Source organism: Pseudomonas sp. MF5691, assembly GCF_016405645.1.
GTDB lineage: Bacteria > Pseudomonadota > Gammaproteobacteria > Pseudomonadales > Pseudomonadaceae > Aquipseudomonas > Aquipseudomonas shahriarae.
On sequence record NZ_JAEKDC010000001.1, the window covers coordinates 205,440 to 224,702 of the forward strand.

The 19,263-nt window shown below is 60.9% G+C and carries 20 protein-coding genes and 4 tRNA genes; 18 read left to right on the forward strand and 6 right to left on the reverse strand.

Annotated features, from left to right (window positions below; all coding sequences use genetic code 11):
• The first annotated feature begins 2 nt into the window (after positions 1-2).
• From ileS to ispH, 4 genes are all read left to right on the forward strand, one after another.
• Positions 3-2,834 carry an isoleucine--tRNA ligase gene (gene ileS, locus JFT44_RS00980; RefSeq protein WP_057441098.1) on the forward strand — a complete coding sequence of 944 codons (2,832 nt, stop codon included), beginning with the start codon at positions 3-5 and terminating at the stop codon, positions 2,832-2,834.
• Positions 2,827-3,336 carry a signal peptidase II gene (gene lspA / locus JFT44_RS00985; protein WP_057958393.1) on the forward strand — a complete coding sequence of 170 codons (510 nt, stop codon included), beginning with the start codon at positions 2,827-2,829 and terminating at the stop codon, positions 3,334-3,336. The genes ileS and lspA overlap by 8 nt, the downstream gene beginning before the upstream one ends.
• Before the next feature lie 7 nt (positions 3,337-3,343).
• A complete protein-coding gene (fkpB, locus tag JFT44_RS00990; protein ID WP_169959852.1) occupies positions 3,344-3,781 on the forward strand; it encodes an FKBP-type peptidyl-prolyl cis-trans isomerase in 438 nt (145 codons plus the stop codon).
• A 111-nt stretch (positions 3,782-3,892) separates the two neighbouring features.
• A complete protein-coding gene (gene ispH, locus JFT44_RS00995) occupies positions 3,893-4,840 on the forward strand; it encodes a 4-hydroxy-3-methylbut-2-enyl diphosphate reductase (protein ID WP_057441092.1) in 948 nt (315 codons plus the stop codon).
• On the opposite strand, the gene JFT44_RS01000 is transcribed toward ispH, so the two are convergent.
• The gene (locus JFT44_RS01000; RefSeq protein ID WP_057444403.1) at positions 4,794-5,372 is read right to left on the reverse strand and encodes a GspH/FimT family pseudopilin; all 579 of its coding nucleotides are present in this window, start codon (positions 5,370-5,372) and stop codon (positions 4,794-4,796) included. The genes ispH and JFT44_RS01000 overlap by 47 nt on opposite strands.
• 193 nt (positions 5,373-5,565) lie before the next feature.
• Between JFT44_RS01000 and pilV the strand changes: the two genes are divergently transcribed.
• From pilV to thiO, 5 genes are read left to right on the forward strand one after another with little or no spacing between them, the layout of a single operon-like run.
• Complete coding sequence (pilV, locus tag JFT44_RS01005) at positions 5,566-6,051, forward strand: type IV pilus modification protein PilV (protein WP_350338785.1); 486 nt, start codon at positions 5,566-5,568, stop codon at positions 6,049-6,051.
• Positions 6,048-6,755, forward strand: coding sequence for a PilW family protein (locus JFT44_RS01010; RefSeq protein WP_198817577.1), 708 nt, complete (start codon positions 6,048-6,050; stop codon positions 6,753-6,755). Before pilV ends, JFT44_RS01010 begins: the two co-directional genes overlap by 4 nt.
• Before the next feature lie 34 nt (positions 6,756-6,789).
• Complete coding sequence (locus JFT44_RS01015) at positions 6,790-7,287, forward strand: PilX N-terminal domain-containing pilus assembly protein (protein ID WP_169989543.1); 498 nt, start codon at positions 6,790-6,792, stop codon at positions 7,285-7,287.
• 12 nt (positions 7,288-7,299) lie between these two features.
• Positions 7,300-7,698: a type IV pilin protein gene (locus JFT44_RS01020; RefSeq protein WP_057441193.1), complete on the forward strand. Its 399-nt coding sequence runs from the start codon at positions 7,300-7,302 to the stop codon at positions 7,696-7,698.
• A 59-nt stretch (positions 7,699-7,757) separates the two neighbouring features.
• Positions 7,758-8,858 (forward strand): glycine oxidase ThiO, encoded by a 1,101-nt coding sequence (thiO, locus tag JFT44_RS01025; protein ID WP_057441081.1) that lies wholly within the window; start codon positions 7,758-7,760, stop codon positions 8,856-8,858.
• Between the two features lie 27 nt (positions 8,859-8,885).
• On the opposite strand, the gene JFT44_RS01030 is transcribed toward thiO, so the two are convergent.
• Both JFT44_RS01030 and JFT44_RS01035 read right to left on the reverse strand, forming a co-directional pair.
• A complete protein-coding gene (locus JFT44_RS01030; protein ID WP_057441079.1) occupies positions 8,886-9,119 on the reverse strand; it encodes a PP0621 family protein in 234 nt (77 codons plus the stop codon).
• A 127-nt stretch (positions 9,120-9,246) separates the two neighbouring features.
• Positions 9,247-10,272 carry an outer membrane protein assembly factor BamD gene (locus JFT44_RS01035; RefSeq protein ID WP_057441077.1) on the reverse strand — a complete coding sequence of 342 codons (1,026 nt, stop codon included), beginning with the start codon at positions 10,270-10,272 and terminating at the stop codon, positions 9,247-9,249.
• 149 nt (positions 10,273-10,421) lie between these two features.
• On the opposite strand from JFT44_RS01035, the gene rluD reads away from it, so the two are divergent.
• The 7 genes from rluD (at position 10,422) to JFT44_RS01070 (ending at position 15,542) form a co-directional block, all read left to right on the forward strand.
• A complete protein-coding gene (rluD, locus tag JFT44_RS01040) occupies positions 10,422-11,384 on the forward strand; it encodes a 23S rRNA pseudouridine(1911/1915/1917) synthase RluD (protein WP_029292014.1) in 963 nt (320 codons plus the stop codon).
• Positions 11,381-12,106 carry a peptidoglycan editing factor PgeF gene (gene pgeF / locus JFT44_RS01045; protein ID WP_128592789.1) on the forward strand — a complete coding sequence of 242 codons (726 nt, stop codon included), beginning with the start codon at positions 11,381-11,383 and terminating at the stop codon, positions 12,104-12,106. The genes rluD and pgeF overlap by 4 nt, the downstream gene beginning before the upstream one ends.
• 155 nt (positions 12,107-12,261) lie before the next feature.
• Positions 12,262-14,826: an ATP-dependent chaperone ClpB gene (gene clpB, locus JFT44_RS01050; protein WP_057441075.1), complete on the forward strand. Its 2,565-nt coding sequence runs from the start codon at positions 12,262-12,264 to the stop codon at positions 14,824-14,826.
• Between the two features lie 300 nt (positions 14,827-15,126).
• Positions 15,127-15,202: transfer RNA gene (locus JFT44_RS01055), tRNA-Asn, on the forward strand.
• 9 nt (positions 15,203-15,211) lie between these two features.
• Positions 15,212-15,288 (forward strand) — tRNA-Pro (locus JFT44_RS01060).
• A 5-nt stretch (positions 15,289-15,293) separates the two neighbouring features.
• Positions 15,294-15,369, forward strand: a tRNA-Lys gene (locus tag JFT44_RS01065).
• A 96-nt stretch (positions 15,370-15,465) separates the two neighbouring features.
• Positions 15,466-15,542 (forward strand) — tRNA-Pro (locus JFT44_RS01070).
• A gap of 241 nt (positions 15,543-15,783) precedes the next feature.
• Here JFT44_RS01070 and JFT44_RS01075 read toward each other — a convergent pair.
• Genes JFT44_RS01075 through JFT44_RS01085 form a run of 3 tightly spaced genes read right to left on the reverse strand, consistent with a single transcriptional unit; the run spans position 15,784 to position 17,985 of the window.
• Positions 15,784-17,082 (reverse strand): NAD(P)/FAD-dependent oxidoreductase, encoded by a 1,299-nt coding sequence (locus JFT44_RS01075; RefSeq protein WP_057441073.1) that lies wholly within the window; start codon positions 17,080-17,082, stop codon positions 15,784-15,786.
• Between the two features lie 60 nt (positions 17,083-17,142).
• The gene (locus JFT44_RS01080; protein ID WP_057441071.1) at positions 17,143-17,316 is read right to left on the reverse strand and encodes a DUF3094 family protein; all 174 of its coding nucleotides are present in this window, start codon (positions 17,314-17,316) and stop codon (positions 17,143-17,145) included.
• Between the two features lie 39 nt (positions 17,317-17,355).
• Positions 17,356-17,985: a DUF1780 domain-containing protein gene (locus tag JFT44_RS01085; RefSeq protein ID WP_057441069.1), complete on the reverse strand. Its 630-nt coding sequence runs from the start codon at positions 17,983-17,985 to the stop codon at positions 17,356-17,358.
• A 102-nt stretch (positions 17,986-18,087) separates the two neighbouring features.
• On the opposite strand from JFT44_RS01085, the gene JFT44_RS01090 reads away from it, so the two are divergent.
• Both JFT44_RS01090 and JFT44_RS01095 read left to right on the forward strand, forming a co-directional pair.
• Complete coding sequence (locus tag JFT44_RS01090) at positions 18,088-18,555, forward strand: hypothetical protein (protein WP_057441067.1); 468 nt, start codon at positions 18,088-18,090, stop codon at positions 18,553-18,555.
• Positions 18,552-19,241, forward strand: coding sequence for an energy-coupling factor ABC transporter permease (locus JFT44_RS01095; protein ID WP_057441064.1), 690 nt, complete (start codon positions 18,552-18,554; stop codon positions 19,239-19,241). The genes JFT44_RS01090 and JFT44_RS01095 overlap by 4 nt, the downstream gene beginning before the upstream one ends.
• Positions 19,242-19,263 lie beyond the last annotated feature (22 nt).

The window sequence follows — 19,263 nt, forward strand, 5'->3', positions numbered from 1 at the left end:
AAATGACCGACTATAAAGCCACGCTAAACCTTCCGGACACCGCCTTCCCAATGAAGGCCGGCCTGCCACAGCGCGAACCGCAGATCCTGCAGCGCTGGGACAGTATTGGCCTGTACGGAAAGTTGCGCGAGATTGGCAAGGATCGTCCGAAATTCGTCCTGCACGACGGCCCTCCTTATGCCAACGGCACGATTCACATCGGTCATGCGCTGAACAAGATTCTCAAGGACATGATCATCCGCTCGAAAACCCTTTCGGGCTTCGACGCGCCTTATGTCCCGGGTTGGGACTGCCATGGCCTGCCGATTGAACACAAAGTCGAAGTGACCCACGGCAAGAACCTGGGCGCCGACAAGACCCGCGAGCTGTGCCGCGCCTACGCCACCGAGCAGATCGAAGGGCAGAAGTCCGAATTCATCCGCCTGGGTGTGCTGGGTGACTGGGACAACCCGTACAAGACCATGAACTTCAAGAACGAGGCCGGGGAAATCCGTGCCTTGGCCGAGATCGTCAAGGGCGGCTTCGTGTTCAAGGGCCTCAAGCCCGTGAACTGGTGCTTTGACTGCGGCTCGGCCCTGGCCGAAGCGGAAGTCGAGTACGAAGACAAGAAGTCCTCGACCATCGACGTCGCGTTCCCGATCGCCGACGACGCCAAGCTGGCCGAGGCCTTTGGCCTGGCAAGCCTGGCCAAGCCCGCCGCCATCGTGATCTGGACCACCACCCCGTGGACCATCCCGGCCAACCAGGCGCTGAACGTGCACCCGGAATTCACCTACGCCCTGGTGGACGTCGGTGACCGCCTGCTGGTGCTGGCCGAGGAAATGGTCGAGGCCTGCCTGACTCGCTACGAGTTGCAAGGCTCGGTGATCGCCACGACCACGGGCTCCGCGCTGGAGCTGATCAACTTCCGTCACCCGTTCTACGACCGTCTGTCGCCGGTGTACCTGGCTGACTACGTCGAACTGGGCTCGGGTACTGGGGTGGTTCACTCCGCGCCGGCCTACGGTGTGGACGACTTCGTGACCTGCAAAGCCTATGGCATGGTCAACGATGACATCCTCAACCCGGTGCAGAGCAATGGCGTATACGTGCCGTCGCTGGAGTTCTTCGGTGGCCAGTTCATCTTCAAGGCCAACCAGCCGATCATCGACAAACTGTCGGAAGTCGGTGCGCTGCTGCACACCGAAACCATCAAGCACAGTTACATGCACTGCTGGCGCCACAAGACCCCGCTGATCTACCGCGCCACCGCGCAGTGGTTCATCGGCATGGACAAAGAGCCTGTCGCCGGCGAAACCCTGCGCAAGCGTGCGATCAAAGCCATCGAAGACACCAAGTTCGTACCGGCCTGGGGCCAGGCACGCCTGCACTCGATGATTGCCAACCGTCCCGACTGGTGCATCTCCCGCCAGCGTAACTGGGGCGTGCCGATCCCGTTCTTCCTGAACAAGGAAAGCGGCGAACTGCACCCACGCACCGTCGAACTGATGGAAGTGGTGGCCCAGCGTGTGGAGCAGGAAGGTATCGAAGCCTGGTTCAAGCTGGACGCTGCCGAGCTGCTTGGTGACGAAGCGCCGCTGTACGACAAGATCAGCGACACCCTCGACGTGTGGTTCGACTCGGGTACCACCCACTGGCACGTGCTGCGCGGCTCGCACCTGATGGGTCACGAGACCGGCCCGCGCGCCGACCTGTATCTGGAAGGCTCGGACCAACACCGTGGCTGGTTCCACTCGTCCCTGCTGACCGGTTGCGCCATCGACGATCACGCCCCGTACCGCGAGCTGCTGACCCACGGGTTCACCGTCGACGAGAACGGTCGCAAGATGTCCAAGTCCCTGGGCAACGTGATTGCGCCGCAGAAGGTCAACGACACCCTGGGCGCCGACATCATGCGTCTGTGGGTGGCTTCCACCGACTATTCCGGTGAAATGGCCGTTTCGGAGCAGATCCTGCAACGCAGCGCCGATGCCTACCGCCGTATCCGCAATACCGCACGCTTCATGTTGTCGAACCTGACCGGCTTCAACCCGGCCACCGACATCCTGCCGGCCGAGGAAATGCTCGCCCTGGACCGTTGGGCTGTGGACCGTACCCTGTTGCTGCAACGTGAGTTGCAGGAGCACTACGGCGAATACCGCTTCTGGAACGTCTACTCGAAGATCCACAACTTCTGCGTGCAGGAGCTGGGTGGTTTCTACCTCGACATCATCAAGGACCGCCAGTACACCACCGGCGCCAACAGCAAGGCCCGCCGCTCGGCGCAGACCGCGCTGTACCACATCTCCGAAGCGCTGGTGCGCTGGATCGCGCCGATCCTGGCCTTCACTGCCGACGAGCTGTGGGAATACCTGCCGGGCGAGCGTAACGAGTCCGTAATGCTCAACACCTGGTACGAAGGCCTGACCGAATTGCCGGCCGACTTCGAACTGGGCCGCGAGTATTGGGAAGGTGTGATGGCCGTCAAGGTTGCGGTGAACAAGGAACTGGAAGTCCAGCGTGCGGCCAAGGCCGTCGGTGGCAACCTGCAGGCTGAAGTCACCCTGTTTGCCGAGGAAGGCCTGACCGCCGACCTGGGCAAATTGAGCAACGAACTGCGCTTCGTGCTGATTACCTCCACGGCTAGCCTGGCACCCTTCGCCCAGGCCCCGGCTGATGCGGTCGCGACCGAAGTCCCGGGCCTCAAGCTCAAGGTCGTCAAGTCCGCCTTCGCCAAGTGCGCCCGTTGCTGGCACTGCCGTGAAGACGTTGGCGTGAACCCGGAGCATCCGGAAATCTGCGGTCGTTGCGTCGACAACATCAGCGGTGCCGGTGAGGTTCGCCACTATGCCTAAATCCAGCCGTTTCGGACGTCTGGGTTGGCTCGTACTGAGCTTGCTGGTCCTGGTCATCGACCAGGTCAGCAAGGCTCACTTCGAGGGCACCCTGGAAATGTTCCAGCAGATCGTGGTGATTCCTGACTACTTCAGCTGGACCCTGGCCTATAACACCGGTGCCGCTTTCAGCTTCCTCGCTGACGGTGGTGGCTGGCAGCGTTGGCTGTTCGCCCTGATCGCTGTGGTGGTCAGTGCGGTGCTGGTGGTCTGGCTCAAGCGCCTTGGCCGCAATGACACCTGGCTGGCTATCGCCTTGGCACTGGTGCTGGGCGGTGCGCTGGGCAATCTGTACGACCGCATCGCCTTGGGCCATGTGATCGACTTCATTCTGGTGCATTGGCAGAACCGCCATTACTTCCCGGCGTTCAACTTTGCCGACAGCGCCATCTGCGTTGGCGCAATCATGCTGGCGCTGGATATGTTCAAGGGCAACAAGCCCGGAGAAGCCGTAAATGACTGAACAAGTATTGGCCGAACAACGCATTGGCCAGAACACGGAAGTCACCTTGCATTTCGCACTGCGCCTGGAGAATGGCGACACGGTCGACAGCACGTTCGATAAAGCCCCGGCGACCTTCAAGGTCGGCGATGGCAACCTGCTGCCGGGTTTTGAGACGGCGCTGTTCGGCTTCAAGGCCGGTGACAAGCGCAACCTGCAGATCCCGCCGGAAAACGCCTTTGGCCAGCCCAACCCGCAGAACGTACAAATCATCCCGCGTTCGCAGTTCCAGGACATGGAGCTGTCGGAAGGCTTGCTGGTGATCTTCAACGATGCGGCGAATACCGAACTGCCCGGAGTGGTCAAAACCTTCGATGACACTCAGGTGACCATCGACTTCAATCACCCGTTGGCCGGCAAGACCTTGACCTTTGATGTTGAAATCATCGACGTTAAAGCGCTCTAACTGACGAAACCGGTTCCTGTAGGCGCTGGCTGGCCTGCGATAGCAACGCCTCGGTGTACCAGTTGCACCGAGCGCAGGCAGACCAGCTCCCACAAAGACACGAGGCCCAGCATGCAAATCAAACTCGCCAACCCCCGTGGCTTCTGCGCCGGGGTGGACCGGGCGATCGAAATCGTCAATCGCGCCCTGGAAGTCTTCGGCCCGCCGATCTACGTGCGCCATGAAGTGGTCCATAACAAGTTCGTGGTCGAAGACCTGCGCGCCCGTGGCGCCATTTTTGTCGAAGAACTGGATCAGGTGCCGGACGACGTCATCGTTATCTTCAGCGCCCATGGCGTTTCCCAGGCAGTGCGCACCGAAGCCGCAGGCCGTGGCCTGAAAGTCTTCGATGCGACCTGCCCGCTGGTGACCAAGGTGCATATCGAAGTGGCGCGCTATAGCCGCGACGGCCGTGAGTGCATCCTGATCGGCCACGCCGGTCACCCCGAAGTCGAAGGCACCATGGGTCAGTACGACGCCCGCAATGGCGGCGCGATCTACCTGGTGGAAGACGAAAAAGACGTCGCCGAGTTGCAAGTGCATAACCCTGAGAAGTTGGCATTCGTGACCCAGACCACCTTGTCGATGGATGACACCAGCCGGGTCATCGACGCCCTGCGTACCCGTTTCCCTGCCATCGGTGGGCCGCGCAAGGACGACATCTGCTATGCCACGCAAAACCGCCAGGACGCCGTCAAGCAACTGGCCGACGAGTGTGACGTGGTGCTGGTCGTCGGTAGCCCTAACAGCTCCAACTCCAATCGTCTGCGTGAACTGGCCGAACGCATGGCTACCCCGGCGTACCTGATTGACGGTGCCGAAGACCTGCAGCGCAGTTGGTTCGACGGTGTCGAGCGCATTGGCATCACTGCGGGCGCCTCGGCGCCGGAAGTCCTGGTACGTGGCGTGATCCAGCAGTTGCAGGCGTGGGGCGCGACAGGTGCCGACGAGTTGTCAGGGCGCGAAGAGAACATCACTTTCTCCATGCCCAAGGAGCTGCGGGTTCGTTCGCTGCTCTGAGCCCCAGATCATCGTAGCCCCGGCACAATGCCTGCTCGGCCTTGTCGCTGCGCAGGCTGATGCGGCCGGTGGGCGCCAGCACCACTTGATGCAGGCTCAGCGGCTGGTCCGTTGAGCACACATGCACGGTGCCGGCGCGAAACCCACCCGCAGACAGCAGGGGTTCGCCCAAACCGCTGAAGCGAATCTGCGTGCGCACCGGGGTATTGCCCACAATGGGGATCCGCCCATTGTCCTGGCGTTCCAGCAGTACGGGGTTGTCGTCGTCCAGATGACCGCGGCCATTCATGTCCACCACCACCCTCCAGCCCCGACTCCAGTCATCATCCAGCGCGTGGATGATCACCGTTCGATTGCGCGCAATAGCCTGGGTGCGGGCGTAGCGCAAGCCTGACGCCAGTGTCTGCGCGGCGCTCAGTCGCGTTTGTGAGTCCAGCAGGCTCTTGAAGCCGGGTACCGCCAATTGCGCCAGGATGCCGCTGACGATCAAGCCGAGCAGCAATTCGATCAATGTGAAACCGCGTTGTTTCATACCTCGTCCCTCCGTGGACCGTGTGCCTGAACTAGTTATAGCGGCACTGCGTGGGGGGGCAGTGATGGCCTTCCTGTCCAAAGTATTTCCCTTTATTCCGAGGGGCAGCGCGACGACAACAGCGGCGCTAGTCTTGGGCAACGCACGGCTATCTCGGCCGTCTGGATGACCCTCGACAAGGATGACGATGGCTATGCGAGCTTGCCTGGTAACGTCTTGTACACCCCCGACCGACACACAACAGATCGGTATGAGCCTGATCGAAGTGCTGGTTTCGCTGTTGATTCTCGGCGTTGGCCTGTTGGGGGCCGGGCTGATCCAGCTGAATGCGCTCAAGTACACCGACAGTTCCAGGATGATCAGCCAGGCGAGCTTCGTTGCCTACGACATGCTTGACCGGATTCGCGCCAATGCCGCCGCCGACTATTCCTGGGGAGGCGAGGATATCTCGCTCGCCAACACCTTGGCCGCGAGTGTCCGGGACCTGGACTTGCACGACTTCGAGGCCAATATCCGCCACTTGGCCGGCGATACCGCCAAAGGTTCGATTGCGATCAGCCAGCGCGAAGTCACCATCAGCATCAGTTGGGACGACTCACGCGCAGCCCATGCCGGCGGCGCCCGGGAAACATTCACCCTGACCAGTCGCGTCGCGGTCGATCCGAGGCCTGCGCGATGAGGCGCTCCAGTACGGGTTTTGGCCTGGTCGAGGCATTGCTGGCGGCGACCCTGGGGTTGGTGGTGGTCCTGGCGGCCGTCCAGGTAACGCTGGCCGCCCGAAGCACCGCAGCCAGCCAGCATGCCTCGGCGTTGTTGCAGGATGATGGGCGATTTGTCCTGGGCAAGATGATTCAGGAGATTCGCCTGGCGGGGATGTTCGGTTGCCTGTCCCTTCCCGCGATTGTTCAGGCGCCGGCTGACTTTTCCACGCCGATCAGTGTGGCGGTCAGCGGTGCCTCAACCAGCCTGACCCTGGTCACTGGCGATGTCGGCGGTCAGGGCAGTCGGCCCGACTGGACCGTGCTCAGTAATTGTGTCGACAGCGCCCAGGCCTACTCGGGGGTACCGCCCAAGCCTGGTCCTGGGCAGATTGCTTTCCCGGTTCGCAAACTGACCTACACCTTTGAGTCAGGGCAGTTGAAGCTCAGCACACCGACAGCGCCGGCCAGGGCGGTGCTGGTGGATAACGTGGGGGCGTTTGAGTTGAGTTTCGGGGTGGCCAGCCGGCCAGGGTCCAGTGTCGTGAGCCGCTATGACAGCCATCCCGGCGACGAGTCGCTGATCCGCAGTGTGCGGGTGATGTTGACGCTGCGCGATCCGCTTGGTCGCGTGCGGGACCAGGTCTACAGCGTCGTCGCTGCCGTGCGTAATCGTCTTGAATAGCGAGTGCCGGGTACCGGCCCCTGGGCAGCGCGGCATGGTGCTGTTGATCAGCCTGGTATTGCTGCTGTTGTTGACGGTTGTCGGCCTGGCTTCGATGCAGGGCGCGACGTCGCAGGAACAGCTCGCCGGCAGCCTCAGGCATCGCAACCAATCGTTCCAGGCGGCCGAAAGCGGGCTCAGGCGCGGTGAGTCGGCTGTACAGGCGCGCGGGTTCGGTTTGCCGGCCTGTCAGTCGCTGGTGACCTGTGCCCCGCCGAACGAGGCGTATGCCATCAGCCAGCCAGGCGTCGACCCAGTCTCGGCTATCACCTGGGTCGGCATGAAAGCGGGTGTGTACGGTATTCAGAACCTCGGCCCCGCTAGCGGGTTGGCACATTTGCCGCCCGACACCCCAGCGACGTTGTATCGGGTTACGGCAGTGGGGATCAGTGGCCAATCGCGCACCGTTCTGGAAAGCGTCTATGCGCGGGTAGCCGCGGATGCTGATGCCAGTGAGCGATTCCGGCGAATTCTATGGCGACAACTCCAGTAGGTAATCATGACGATGAGCGGCAATTGCAAGGGGTTCACTTTGATCGAGTTATTGATCGCGCTGGCGATCATTGCCACCTTGGCGGCGGTGATTTATCCGGGGTACGCCGCCCACGTAAAAAAGGCTTACCGCACAGAAATTGTCGGGCTGCTCGCGGAGCAAGCCCAGCATCTGGAGCGCTATTACGTGAGAAATGGCACTTTTATTGATGCCAGCGGCGTCAGCACCGGCAATGATCGCTATAGAATCACGGTGATGCTGAACCCCCAGGATTTCACCCTGACCGCGACGCCTTTTGCTGACGCGATGCTGGGTGATCCTTGTGGTGAGTTCAGTTTGACCAGCACTGGCGCGCGGGCCAATCCCGGCGCCGCACCCGGCACCACGCGTCAGGAGTGCTGGGGGCGATGACGCTGGTGGGCGACGGTGTGCCTGGAGCACTCCTTTCTTTTTATGAGCTGGATCGAACAATGACCAAGCAACAGCAAGTCGTGGTTGTGGGTGGTGGTGTTATCGGGCTGTTGACGGCGTTCAACCTGGCAACCCAAGGGCTGGCGGTGGTGGTGCTTGACCGTTCGTCGGTTGGGCAGGAGTCTTCCTGGGCCGGTGGCGGGATTGTTTCGCCGTTATACCCCTGGCGCTACAGCCCGGCCGTCACGGCGCTGGCCCATTGGTCCCAGGATTTTTACCCGCAATTGGCCCAGCGCCTGTTTGCGGCCACCGGCGTGGATCCCGAGGTTCATACCACGGGCCTGTATTGGCTGGACCTCGATGACGAGGCCGACGCCCTGGCCTGGGCTGCGCGGGAAGGTCGGCCCTTGAGCAAGGTGGATGTGTCGGCCGCCCGTGACGCGGTGCCGGTATTGGGGGCGGGGTTCGCCGAGGCTATCTATATGGCGAACGTGGCCAATGTACGCAATCCACGCTTGATCAAGTCCCTGAAGGCGGCGTTGCTGGCATTGCCGGGTGTGACCCTGCATGAGCAGTGCGCGGTACAGGGCTTTATCCAGGAGGGCGGCAGCATTGTCGGGGTCAATACTGCGCAGGGCGAGGTGCGAGGCGACCAGGTAGTGCTCGCGGCCGGTGCCTGGAGTGGTGAGCTGCTCGCCAGCCTGGGGCTGACGCTGCCGGTGGAGCCGGTCAAGGGCCAGATGATTTTGTACAAGTGTGCTTCGGACTTTCTGTCCTGCATGGTCCTGGCGAAGGGGCGCTATGCGATTCCCCGCCGGGACGGACATATCCTGATTGGCAGCACGCTGGAGCATGAAGGTTTCGACAAGACACCGACCGAATCGGCTCTGGACAGCCTCAAAGCCTCGGCGGTGGAACTGATTCCGGCCCTGGCGGATGCCGAGGTGGTGGGGCATTGGGCCGGTTTGCGGCCTGGTTCGCCGGAGGGCATTCCCTATATCGGCAAGGTGCCAGGGTATGAAGGGCTGTGGCTCAACTGCGGGCATTACCGCAATGGCCTGGTATTGGCGCCTGCGTCTTGCCAGTTGTTTGCTGACTTGCTGCTGGGGCATGAGCCGGTGATCGACCCGGCCCCTTATGCGCCCACTGGTCGGATATAAACCGGGGGGCCTACCGTTCCAGAGGACTCAGCGCTCGATAGACTTCGGACCCTGCTCCAGATGCGCCTGGGTGCAATACCAGTCCTGGCGCTGGCTCAGTGCCCGGTCCTGCGGCAGATGCACGCCACAGTGTGCACAGCGAACCATCGGCGCGGCGCCTTGTTCGCCGGGCTGTTGCTGCGTCGAAGCGGGGCGCTTGAACTTGCGCCAGAACCATACCGCAGCAGCAATCAGGGCAATCCAGAACAGTAAACGAACCATGGCAGGCAGCTTCTCAACAGGGAATCCGGCAGTTTAGCCAAGGATGTTAGCGGCGCACAGGGTAATAAAGTCGCGCCATGAAAAAAGGAGCCCCGAGGGGCTCCTTCTTGCGCTGCCAAGACGGGTTTCAGTCAAAGACACCGAACGTCATGTAGCTGAACCACGAGCGATCCTGGTTGTTGCCCAGGGCTTCTGGTGCTTCTTCCTCGATCACGTCGCCGTTCTCGTCATGGGGCTTGAGCTCCGACGGAATGGCGTCCTTGGCATCCTGGTACTGCTTGAGGATGTCCTGGTTGGCGCGGGTTTCGCCCGGCGGCAGCGGTGGACGGGACTCGATCATGCCCAGGGTGTACTTGCTCAACCACGAGCGGTTGTCCGCTTCGGCAACCTGCGGCACAAACTGGCCGTCTTGCAGGCTAGGGTGGTCCGGGTAGTTGAGTTTCAGGGTCTCCAGGCTGGTAGCGGCCAGGGTATCGAGGTGCAGGCGCTGGTAAGCCTCGGTCATCACTGCCAGGCCGTCACCCACGGAAGGGGTTTCCTGGAAGTTCTCCACCACATAGCGACCACGGTTGGCGGCGGCGACATAGGCCTGGCGCGTCAAGTAGTAGTGGGCTACGTGGATTTCGTAGGAAGCCAGCAGGTTGCGCAGGTAGATCATGCGCTGCTTGGCGTCCGGCGCGTAGCGGCTGTTGGGGAAGCGGCTGGTCAACTGGGCGAACTCGTTATAGGAGTCGCGCGCGGCACCTGGGTCACGCTTGGTCATGTCCAGCGGCAGGAAGCGCGCCAGCAGGCCAACGTCCTGGTCAAACGAGGTCAGGCCCTTGAGGTAGTAGGCGTAGTCCACGTTCGGATGCTGCGGGTGCAGGCGGATAAAACGCTCGGCAGCGGACTTGGCAGCTTCCGGCTCGGCGTTCTTGTAGTTCGCATAGATCAGTTCGAGCTGGGCCTGGTCGGCATAGCGGCCAAACGGATAACGCGACTCCAGGGCCTTGAGTTTGGCCGTGGCGCTTGTGTAGCTATTGTTGTCCAGGTCGGCCTGAGCCTGCTGGTACAGCTCGACTTCACTGAGGTTTTCGTCGACGACGTCCTTTGTTGACGAGCAAGCAGCAGTCATGGCGAGGATGGCGATCAGCAGCAGGTGTTTCACTTGCATGGCGGCTTGCGTCCCTATGACGGCCGCTGTCTTGGGCGGGGCCGTCCTGTTATGATGAGCGCCCCGATGAAAGCCTCGGGGCAAAAGACGCCGTATTTAACCACAAGCGCGCAGCCGAAACCAAAGGCTGTGCCACGCCTAGTCTGAGCATGTCCGATAAAATTGAACTTCGCGCAGAGGTGCCGTCCGAATTGGGCGGCCAACGCCTCGATCAAGTCGCCGCACAACTATTCGCTGAGCACTCGCGCTCGCGCCTTTCCGCCTGGATCAAAGACGGCCGCCTGACTGTGGATGGAGCGGTTATCCGCCCGCGAGACATAGTGCATGGCGGTTCGGTTCTTGAGCTGACTGCCGAGCAGGAAGCCCAGGGAGAATGGATCGCCCAGGACATCGAGCTGGATATCGTCTATGAAGACGACGACATCCTGGTGATCAACAAACCCGCAGGCCTGGTGGTTCACCCGGCGGCCGGGCACGCTGATGGCACCTTGCTCAATGCCTTGTTGCACCATGTGCCGGACATCATCAATGTCCCGCGCTGCGGCATCGTCCACCGCCTGGACAAGGACACCACTGGTCTGATGGTCGTGGCCAAGACCATTCAGGCGCAGACGCAGTTGGTCACACAATTGCAGAGCCGCAGTGTCAGCCGCATCTATGAGTGCATCGTGATTGGTGTGGTCGTGGCCGGTGGCAAGATCAACGCGCCTATCGGTCGTCACGGCCAGCAGCGCCAGCGCATGGCGGTGATGGAGGGCGGCAAGCAGGCCGTCAGCCACTACCGCGTGCTGGAGCGTTTCCGTTCCCACACCCATGTGCGGGTCAAGCTGGAAACCGGCCGTACCCACCAGATCCGGGTACATATGGCGCATATCAACTTCCCGTTGGTCGGCGATCCGGCCTACGGTGGTCGCTTCCGTATTCCGCCGGCCGCCAGTGTGACCATGGTCGAGTCGCTGAAGTCGTTCCCGCGCCAGGCGCTGCATGCACGCTTCCTGGAACTGGATCATCCGACGAGCGGTGAGCGGATGAGCTGGGAATCGCCTCTGCCCGACGATTTTGTCTGGTTGCTGTCGTTGCTCAAGCAGGACCGCGAGGCCTTTGTCGGATGAATGACTGGCTGATTCCTGACTGGCCTGCGCCGGCCGGGGTCAAAGCCTGCGTCACCACCCGTGCGGGCGGCGTCAGTCTGGCGCCGTTCGACAGCCTCAACTTAGGCGATCATGTCGAGGACAGCCCCGAAGCTGTGCTTGAGAATCGCCGTCGTCTCACCGCCGCATTTGCTATCCAGCCCGCCTGGTTGCGCCAGGTGCATGGTGTGGTCGTGGTCGAGGCCGATCCGGGACGGATTGCCGAGGCCGACGGCAGTTGGACCGGTACGCCCGGCATCGCCTGCACGGCGATGACCGCCGATTGCCTGCCGGCCTTGTTTTGCAATAAGTCCGGAACTCGTGTTGCTGCCGCCCATGCCGGTTGGCGTGGCCTGGCGGCGGGTGTGCTGGAAGCGGCCGCCGACAGCCTGGATGCTGCGCCTGCCGACGTACTGGTGTGGTTGGGCCCGGCGATTGGCCCAAAGGCCTTTGAAGTCGGCCCGGAAGTGCGTGAAGCCTTTATGCAGCAACACCCGCAAACCGCGCAGGCTTTCGTTCCCAGCCACAACCCTGGCAAGTTCCTGGCTGATATCTACCAGCTGGCGCGCCTGCGCCTGGCTGCGCGTGGTATCACCGCTGTCTACGGTGGCGGTTTGTGCACCGTGACTGACCCGCGCTTCTTTTCTTACCGGCGCAGCCCGCGTACCGGTCGATTTGCCTCCCTGATCTGGCTCGAACGCTAGACTCTCCTGATCCATATCAAGCATTGCCGGCTTGAATGTTCCAGAATCCCCCCCCATCTATAGGGGTATCTGGCAGGTTTCTTCATTCAGGATGCGTTTCTCGCGAGCAAGCTCGCTCGCACATAGCTCCGGCCTGCTCAAAAGGAAGGTGACTAATGCGTATTGATCGTTTAACCAGCAAATTACAATTGGCGTTATCGGATTCCCAATCCCTGGCCGTTGGCCTCGACCATCCGGCCATCGAGCCCGCGCACTTGATGCAGGCACTCCTCGAACAGCAGGGTGGTTCTATCAAGCCCCTGTTGATGCAGGTGGGCTTCGATGTCAACAGCCTGCGCAAGGAGTTGAGCAAAGAGCTCGACCAACTGCCGAAAATCCAGAATCCGACGGGTGACGTGAATATGTCCCAGGATCTGGCGCGCCTGCTTAACCAGGCCGATCGCCTGGCCCAGCAGAAAGGCGACCAGTTCATCTCCAGCGAACTGGTGCTGCTCGCCGCCATGGATGAAAACAGCAAGCTCGGCAAGTTGTTGCTGGGCCAGGGCGTGAGCAAAAAGGCCCTGGAAAATGCCATCAACAACCTGCGCGGCGGCGACGCGGTGAATGACCCCAATCATGAGGAGTCGCGCCAGGCCCTGGACAAGTACACCGTCGACCTGACCAAGCGCGCCGAAGACGGCAAGCTGGACCCGGTAATCGGGCGTGACGACGAGATTCGTCGCACCATCCAGGTCCTGCAGCGCCGCACCAAGAACAACCCGGTGTTGATCGGTGAGCCTGGGGTGGGTAAAACCGCCATCGCCGAGGGCCTGGCCCAGCGCATCATTAATGGTGAAGTGCCGGACGGCCTCAAGGGCAAGCGCTTGCTGTCCCTGGACATGGGGGCCTTGATTGCCGGTGCCAAGTTCCGTGGTGAGTTTGAAGAGCGCCTGAAATCCCTGCTTAACGAGCTGTCGAAGCAGGAAGGGCAGATCATTCTGTTTATCGACGAACTGCACACCATGGTCGGCGCCGGTAAAGGTGAAGGCTCGATGGACGCAGGCAACATGCTCAAGCCTGCACTGGCTCGGGGTGAGTTGCATTGCGTGGGGGCTACCACGCTCAACGAGTACCGCCAGTACATTGAAAAGGACGCGGCCCTTGAACGTCGTTTCCAGAAAGTCCTGGTGGAAGAACCGAGCGAAGAAGACACCATCGCGATCCTGCGTGGCCTGAAAGAGCGTTATGAGGTCCACCACCGCGTGGCAATCACTGATGGCGCGATCATTGCGGCGGCCAAATTGAGCCATCGCTATATCACTGATCGTCAGTTGCCGGACAAGGCCATCGACTTGATTGACGAAGCGGCCAGCCGGATTCGCATGGAGATCGACTCCAAGCCTGAAGTACTGGATCGCCTGGAGCGTCGCCTGATTCAACTGAAAGTCGAATCCCAGGCGCTGAAAAAAGAAGACGATGACGCGGCGAAGAAACGCCTGGAAAAACTCCAGGAGGAAATCGGCCGTCTGGAGCGTGAGTATTCGGACCTGGAAGAAATCTGGACCTCGGAAAAAGCCGAAGTACAGGGTTCCGCACAGATCCAGCAGAAGATCGAGCAGTCGCGCCAGGAACTGGAAGCTGCCCGCCGTAAAGGCGACCTGAACCGCATGGCCGAGTTGCAGTACGGGGTGATCCCGGATCTGGAACGCAGCCTGCAAATGGTCGACCAGCATGGCCACAGCGAAAACCAGTTGCTGCGCAGCAAGGTGACCGAGGAAGAAATTGCCGAGGTTGTGTCCAAGTGGACCGGCATTCCTGTGTCGAAAATGCTGGAAGGCGAGCGTGACAAACTGTTGCGTATGGAAAGCCTGTTGCACCAACGCGTGATTGGCCAGGAAGAGGCCGTGGTAGCAGTGTCCAACGCGGTGCGGCGTTCCCGCGCCGGTTTGTCCGACCCGAACCGTCCGAGCGGCTCGTTCATGTTCCTCGGCCCGACCGGTGTGGGTAAGACCGAGCTGTGCAAAGCCCTGGCCGAGTTCCTCTTTGATACAGAAGAGGCGATGGTGCGCATTGATATGTCCGAGTTCATGGAGAAACATTCCGTGGCTCGTTTGATCGGGGCGCCACCAGGCTATGTGGGCTACGAGGAAGGCGGCTACCTGACCGAAGCGGTACGGCGCAAGCCTTACTCGGTAATCCTCCTGGATGAGGTCGAGAAGGCCCACCCGGATGTGTTCAACGTGTTGCTGCAGGTGTTGGAAGATGGCCGGCTGACGGACAGTCACGGACGTACCGTGGACTTCCGTAATACGGTGATCGTGATGACCTCCAACCTGGGCTCGGTACAGATCCAGGAGATGGTCGGTGATCGTGAAGGCCAGCGTGCTGCGGTAATGGATGCGCTGACCAGCCACTTCCGCCCGGAATTTATCAACCGGGTTGATGAGGTAGTGATCTTCGAGCCTTTGGCGCGGGATCAGATCGCCGGTATCACCGAGATCCAACTGGGCCGCCTGCGCAGCCGTCTGGCGGAGCGCGAGCTGATGCTGGAACTGAGCAGCGAGGCCTTGGACAAGTTGATCGCTGTCGGCTACGACCCGGTGTATGGCGCGCGGCCGTTGAAGCGTGCGATTCAGCGCTGGATCGAGAACCCGTTGGCCCAACTGATCCTGTCGGGCAGCTTTATCCCGGGGACCAGCGTCAAGGCCACCGTGGAAAACGACGAAATCGTCTTCCACTAAGCCCGAATTGGGTGGTTATGAGCAGAGGCCCCGCATTGCGGGGCCTTTTTTTTCGATAGGGCGTTGAACTGTAAGGCAAAGGCTTGTAAAGTGCGCCCCGCAGCAACGTCAGCCCACGGGTTTCTTCTCCCCAAGGAGAAATCAGAAAGAAGCGCAAATCATTGTCTTAAAAGCAATTTAAAGGGTTGACAGGGGTTTTTAAGATTGTAGAATAGCGCGCCTCAGAGACACGAACGTAGCGATACGGACAAGTCGAAGAGAAGGTAACAAGAAGCACCGTAGTACTTTGAAATATGTAGTTCCGTGATAGCTCAGTCGGTAGAGCAAATGACTGTTAATCATTGGGTCCCAGGTTCGAGTCCTGGTCACGGAGCCAATTTCAAACCGGGGTATAGCGCAGTCCGGTAGCGCGCCTGCTTTGGGAGCAGGATGTCAGGAGTTCGAATCCCCTTACCCCGACCATATTTGGGTCGTTAGCTCAGTTGGTAGAGCAGTTGGCTTTTAACCAATTGGTCGTAGGTTCGAATCCCACACGACCCACCATTTTTGAGACCAGTTAACGCTGGAATCGAATCTTAAGATCAGAGGCCAAAAGCCCTGATCGAAGAAGGCGACTTGAAAAGGTCGCCTTTTTTTTACCGGGGTATAGCGCAGTCCGGTAGCGCGCCTGCTTTGGGAGCAGGATGTCAGGAGTTCGAATCCCCTTACCCCGACCATATTAAAAATCCTCGTATCGAAAGATACGGGGATTTTTTTTGCCTGCGCAAAACCTGAAGGTGCATGGTGATCAAAGGTGGGAGCTGTCTCGCCCTGCGAGGCTGCGATGGCGGCGTCACTGCCATGTCGCCTGGCACACCGCTATCGCAGCCTCGCAGGGCGAGACAGCTCCCACAGGGGAGGGCAGGGCGCGCATGCTTATAAAATCGCCTCGCTTGCGCCCCGTCCGGAACCGTATTGTCAGTGAAGTTTGAGCCGCGGCTCGGTGCCCCGTCCGATTTTGCTGCCCAGCATCAACATCATCGTGCGGAAGAACCCGTACAACGCCATCTGGTGCATGCGGTACAGCGACACATAGAACATCCGCGCCAGCCAGCCTTCGAGCATCACACTGCCGGTCAGGTTGCCCATCAAGTTACCCACAGCCGAAAAACGCGACAGCGAGATCAGGGAGCCGTAATCGGTGTACTTGTAGCTGGGCAGCGCCTTGCCGTCGATGCGCAACTTCAGCGATTTAGCCAGCAGCGACGCCTGCTGGTGCGCTGCTTGCGCCCGTGGCGGAACGTTGCGGTCGGTGCCCGGTTGCGGGCAGGCCGCGCAGTCACCGAAGGCGAAGATATTCTCGTCACGGGTAGTCTGCAGGGTTGGCAGCACCTGCAGCTGGTTGATGCGATTGGTCTCCAGGCCGTCGATGTCCTTGAGGAAACCTGGCGCGCGAATCCCCGCCGCCCAGACCTTGAGGCTGGCAGGGATCACCTGGCCACTGCTGGTAATCAGGCTGTCGGCGGTGACTTCACTCACAGCCGAGTTAGTCATCACCGTCACCCCGAGCTTTTCCAGGGTTTTATGCACAGGCCCGCTGATTCGCTCTGGCAGGGCCGGCAATACCCGGGGCCCGGCTTCGATCAGGGTGATGTACATGTTTTCCGGCTTGATCCGGTCCAGGCCATAGGCCGCCAGTTCGTGGGCCGCATTGTGCAGCTCGGCGGCCAGTTCGACGCCGGTGGCGCCAGCGCCAACGATTGCCACGCTGATCTGTTCCACCACATCGGTTTGCCCGGCATGGGCGCGCAGGTAGTGGTTGAGCAATTGCTGGTGGAAACGTTCGGCCTGCTTGCGGGTATCGAGGAACAGGCAGTGCTGCGCCGCGCCTTCGGTACCGAAGTCATTGGTGGTGCTGCCGACGGCAATCACCAGGGTGTCGTAACCCAGCACGCGCGCAGGCACCAGTTCCCGGCCTTCTTCATCGAGGGTCGCGGCCAGCTGGATTTTCTTCTGTTCACGATCGAGCCCGCTCATGCGCCCCAGCTGGAACTCGAAGTGGTTCCATTTTGCCTGGGCAACATAATTGAGTTCGTCTTCAGAGGAGTTCAGCGAGCCGGCGGCCACCTCGTGCAGCAGGGGCTTCCAGATATGGGTCAGGTTGGTATCCACCAGCGTGACACTGGCGGTACCGCGCTTGCCCAGAGTCTTACCCAGGCGGGTAGCCAACTCCAGGCCGCCGGCGCCGCCGCCGACGATAATAATACGATGGGTCATGGGGGTATCTCGCAAGGCTAAAAGAAATCGGTGCAGTTACCCGAGCGAGCGCCAGGCAGCTCATAGCGTCAGGTAACTCAAAAGGCGGCTCAGGACGCCCAGGCCAATCACCACAACCAGTACCACCCCAAGGAGCAGCCACGGCCGGAAAGGCTTGCGCTCAACCTGGTGCTGGGACAGTTGCAGGTACTCTTCGACATGTTGTTGGTCGTCAGGGTTCAGGCGGCTGGTCATAAAGGCCTCGTCAGGGAGACGTTGCAAAAGGGCATCACGTTACAGGCTGATACCCACATCGAACACTATGCTGCGCCCCAGGTTGTTGCGCAAGAAATCCGGTGCGTCGGGATGGGCGAACAGCACCCGCGCAAAGGTCGGGCCGACCAACGACAGCGAGCGCCAGCCCTGGCGCAGGTATTCGGTGGGCGGCGGGAAATGGCTGTTGAGGTCCAGCACTTCGCGCTTGAGGCTGGCGAAGGCGATGATATCCAGCTCCCCGAGGTCCATGCCGCGTTCTTTGTAGTTATGGGCTTTCTTGCGCAGGGTCGGGGCCAGGCGCAGCAGGAACTCATGGGCGGGAATGCGCCTGGGCTTGGCCTCGCGCCGCACCAGTTGGCTCAGGGAAAAAGCGCTGCGCCGACGCACCAGTTCGTCGCGCCACTCGTCATTCAGGCGCCGGCCTTCATCGAGGACAAAAAACACTTCGAAGCTGGCATCGCGAAACAGTACGTCCGGCGGCTCCTGACCGGCGGCATGAAACTCTTCGGCGCGGTAGGGCACATTCAGGCCTTGTAGCAGGCGCTGGCAGACCCAACGCTCACGCTCCCATTTGCGGGCATTGGACAGGAACGCGTTGGCTTGTTCGGCCGCTATGGTGAGCAGGCGCAAATAATCTGAGTCATCCATGCTTGCAGCTTAGCGTTCAAATGATGACTGCAGGAAGTCCCGTGTGAAAAGGCTCGGTGTAGACTGGCGGTTCTGTCGACGGTTTTGCACAAGGAGTTCGCGGTGAAGTTTTTGCTTACGGTGTTGCTCAGCCTTTTGCCCCTGTGGGCCCAGGCGGTTGAACTCGGGGAGCGGCTGGCGCCGTGGACCCTGCTCGATCAATTCGACCAGGCCTATACCCTGGATAACCAGGCGCAGGTCTTGCTGGTGGCGCGCAGCATGGATGCCGCCAAGTTGGTGGATGCGGCCTTGCAGGGCCAGCCCAAGGGGTATCTGGAGGCGCGCCATGTGGTGTTTGTCGCCGATATCCAGCGTATGCCGAGGCTGATCGCCAAGCTCTTTGCCGTCCCGGCGATGCAAGCCTACAACTACCGGGTGATGCTTGACCGTGATGCGCGGATCGCTCCGCGTTATCCGGCGCCTGTGGATAAAGTGCTGTGGTTGCAACTCGAAGACGGCAAGCTGGTTGCGCGCCATGAATACGCGACTGCCGCCGAGCTGCGTCAGGCCCTGGAGCAGGTGCAGCCGTGATCAGTGCCGCCGTGCTGGCGCCGCAAACCCTGTGGTTGGGCTGGCTGCTGTATGCGCCGGTAATTGTCTGGGCGATCCTGCGCTCGTCCTGGGTCGAACTGTTTGCCGACCGGCGCCGCCAGCACCTGTTGTTTGGCACGGTGTTCGCGCTGTTCATGCTGTGGCTGGTGCGTCGGGACTTCGATACCGGGGTGTCCTACCACTTTATCGGCATGACCGCCGTGACCCTGCTGCTCGACTGGCCCTTGGCGATTGTCGGTGGGCTGGCGGCACAGTTGGGCCTGGTGCTGCTCGGGCGCCAGGACTTGGCGGCGGTCGGGGTCAATGGCGCGCTGCTGGTCCTGCTACCGGTGTTGGTGACAGAGACGTGCGCGCTGCTGGTGGAGCGGGCGCAGCCGCGCAATCCTTTTGTGTATATCTTTTGTTCGGGTTTTTTTGCCGCTGCTCTGTCGGCGTTGTTGTGCCTATTGGCGGGCCTGGGCCTGCTGTGGCTGGACGGCCGCTTCGCCATGCCGGAGTGGATCGAGGATTTTATCGGTTACCTGTGGCTGATCATCTTTCCCGAAGCCTTTATCAACGGCACCGTGATCAGTGCGCTGGTGGTGTTTTGCCCGGAGTGGCTTGAGACGTTCAACCGCACGCGCTACCTCTCGGCGCCCTGGAAAGACGACAATTCGCGCCCTTGATCCAAATCAAGGGTGCCACGCA

Bases quoted from the DNA above. Each gene is read 5' to 3' on its own strand.
- ileS (WP_057441098.1), top strand. From the start codon at position 3: ATGACCGACTATAAAGCCACGCTAAACCTTCCGGACACCGCCTTCCCA.
- lspA (WP_057958393.1), top strand. From the start codon at position 2,827: ATGCCTAAATCCAGCCGTTTCGGACGTCTGGGTTGGCTCGTACTGAGC.
- ispH (WP_057441092.1), top strand. From the start codon at position 3,893: ATGCAAATCAAACTCGCCAACCCCCGTGGCTTCTGCGCCGGGGTGGAC.
- JFT44_RS01000 (WP_057444403.1), bottom strand. From the start codon at position 5,372: ATGAAACAACGCGGTTTCACATTGATCGAATTGCTGCTCGGCTTGATC.
- pilV (WP_350338785.1), top strand. From the start codon at position 5,566: ATGCGAGCTTGCCTGGTAACGTCTTGTACACCCCCGACCGACACACAA.
- JFT44_RS01010 (WP_198817577.1), top strand. From the start codon at position 6,048: ATGAGGCGCTCCAGTACGGGTTTTGGCCTGGTCGAGGCATTGCTGGCG.
- JFT44_RS01015 (WP_169989543.1), top strand. From the start codon at position 6,790: ATGGTGCTGTTGATCAGCCTGGTATTGCTGCTGTTGTTGACGGTTGTC.
- JFT44_RS01020 (WP_057441193.1), top strand. From the start codon at position 7,300: ATGAGCGGCAATTGCAAGGGGTTCACTTTGATCGAGTTATTGATCGCG.
- thiO (WP_057441081.1), top strand. From the start codon at position 7,758: ATGACCAAGCAACAGCAAGTCGTGGTTGTGGGTGGTGGTGTTATCGGG.
- JFT44_RS01030 (WP_057441079.1), bottom strand. From the start codon at position 9,119: ATGGTTCGTTTACTGTTCTGGATTGCCCTGATTGCTGCTGCGGTATGG.
- JFT44_RS01035 (WP_057441077.1), bottom strand. From the start codon at position 10,272: ATGCAAGTGAAACACCTGCTGCTGATCGCCATCCTCGCCATGACTGCT.
- rluD (WP_029292014.1), top strand. From the start codon at position 10,422: ATGTCCGATAAAATTGAACTTCGCGCAGAGGTGCCGTCCGAATTGGGC.
- pgeF (WP_128592789.1), top strand. From the start codon at position 11,381: ATGAATGACTGGCTGATTCCTGACTGGCCTGCGCCGGCCGGGGTCAAA.
- clpB (WP_057441075.1), top strand. From the start codon at position 12,262: ATGCGTATTGATCGTTTAACCAGCAAATTACAATTGGCGTTATCGGAT.
- JFT44_RS01075 (WP_057441073.1), bottom strand. From the start codon at position 17,082: ATGACCCATCGTATTATTATCGTCGGCGGCGGCGCCGGCGGCCTGGAG.
- JFT44_RS01080 (WP_057441071.1), bottom strand. From the start codon at position 17,316: ATGACCAGCCGCCTGAACCCTGACGACCAACAACATGTCGAAGAGTAC.
- JFT44_RS01085 (WP_057441069.1), bottom strand. From the start codon at position 17,985: ATGGATGACTCAGATTATTTGCGCCTGCTCACCATAGCGGCCGAACAA.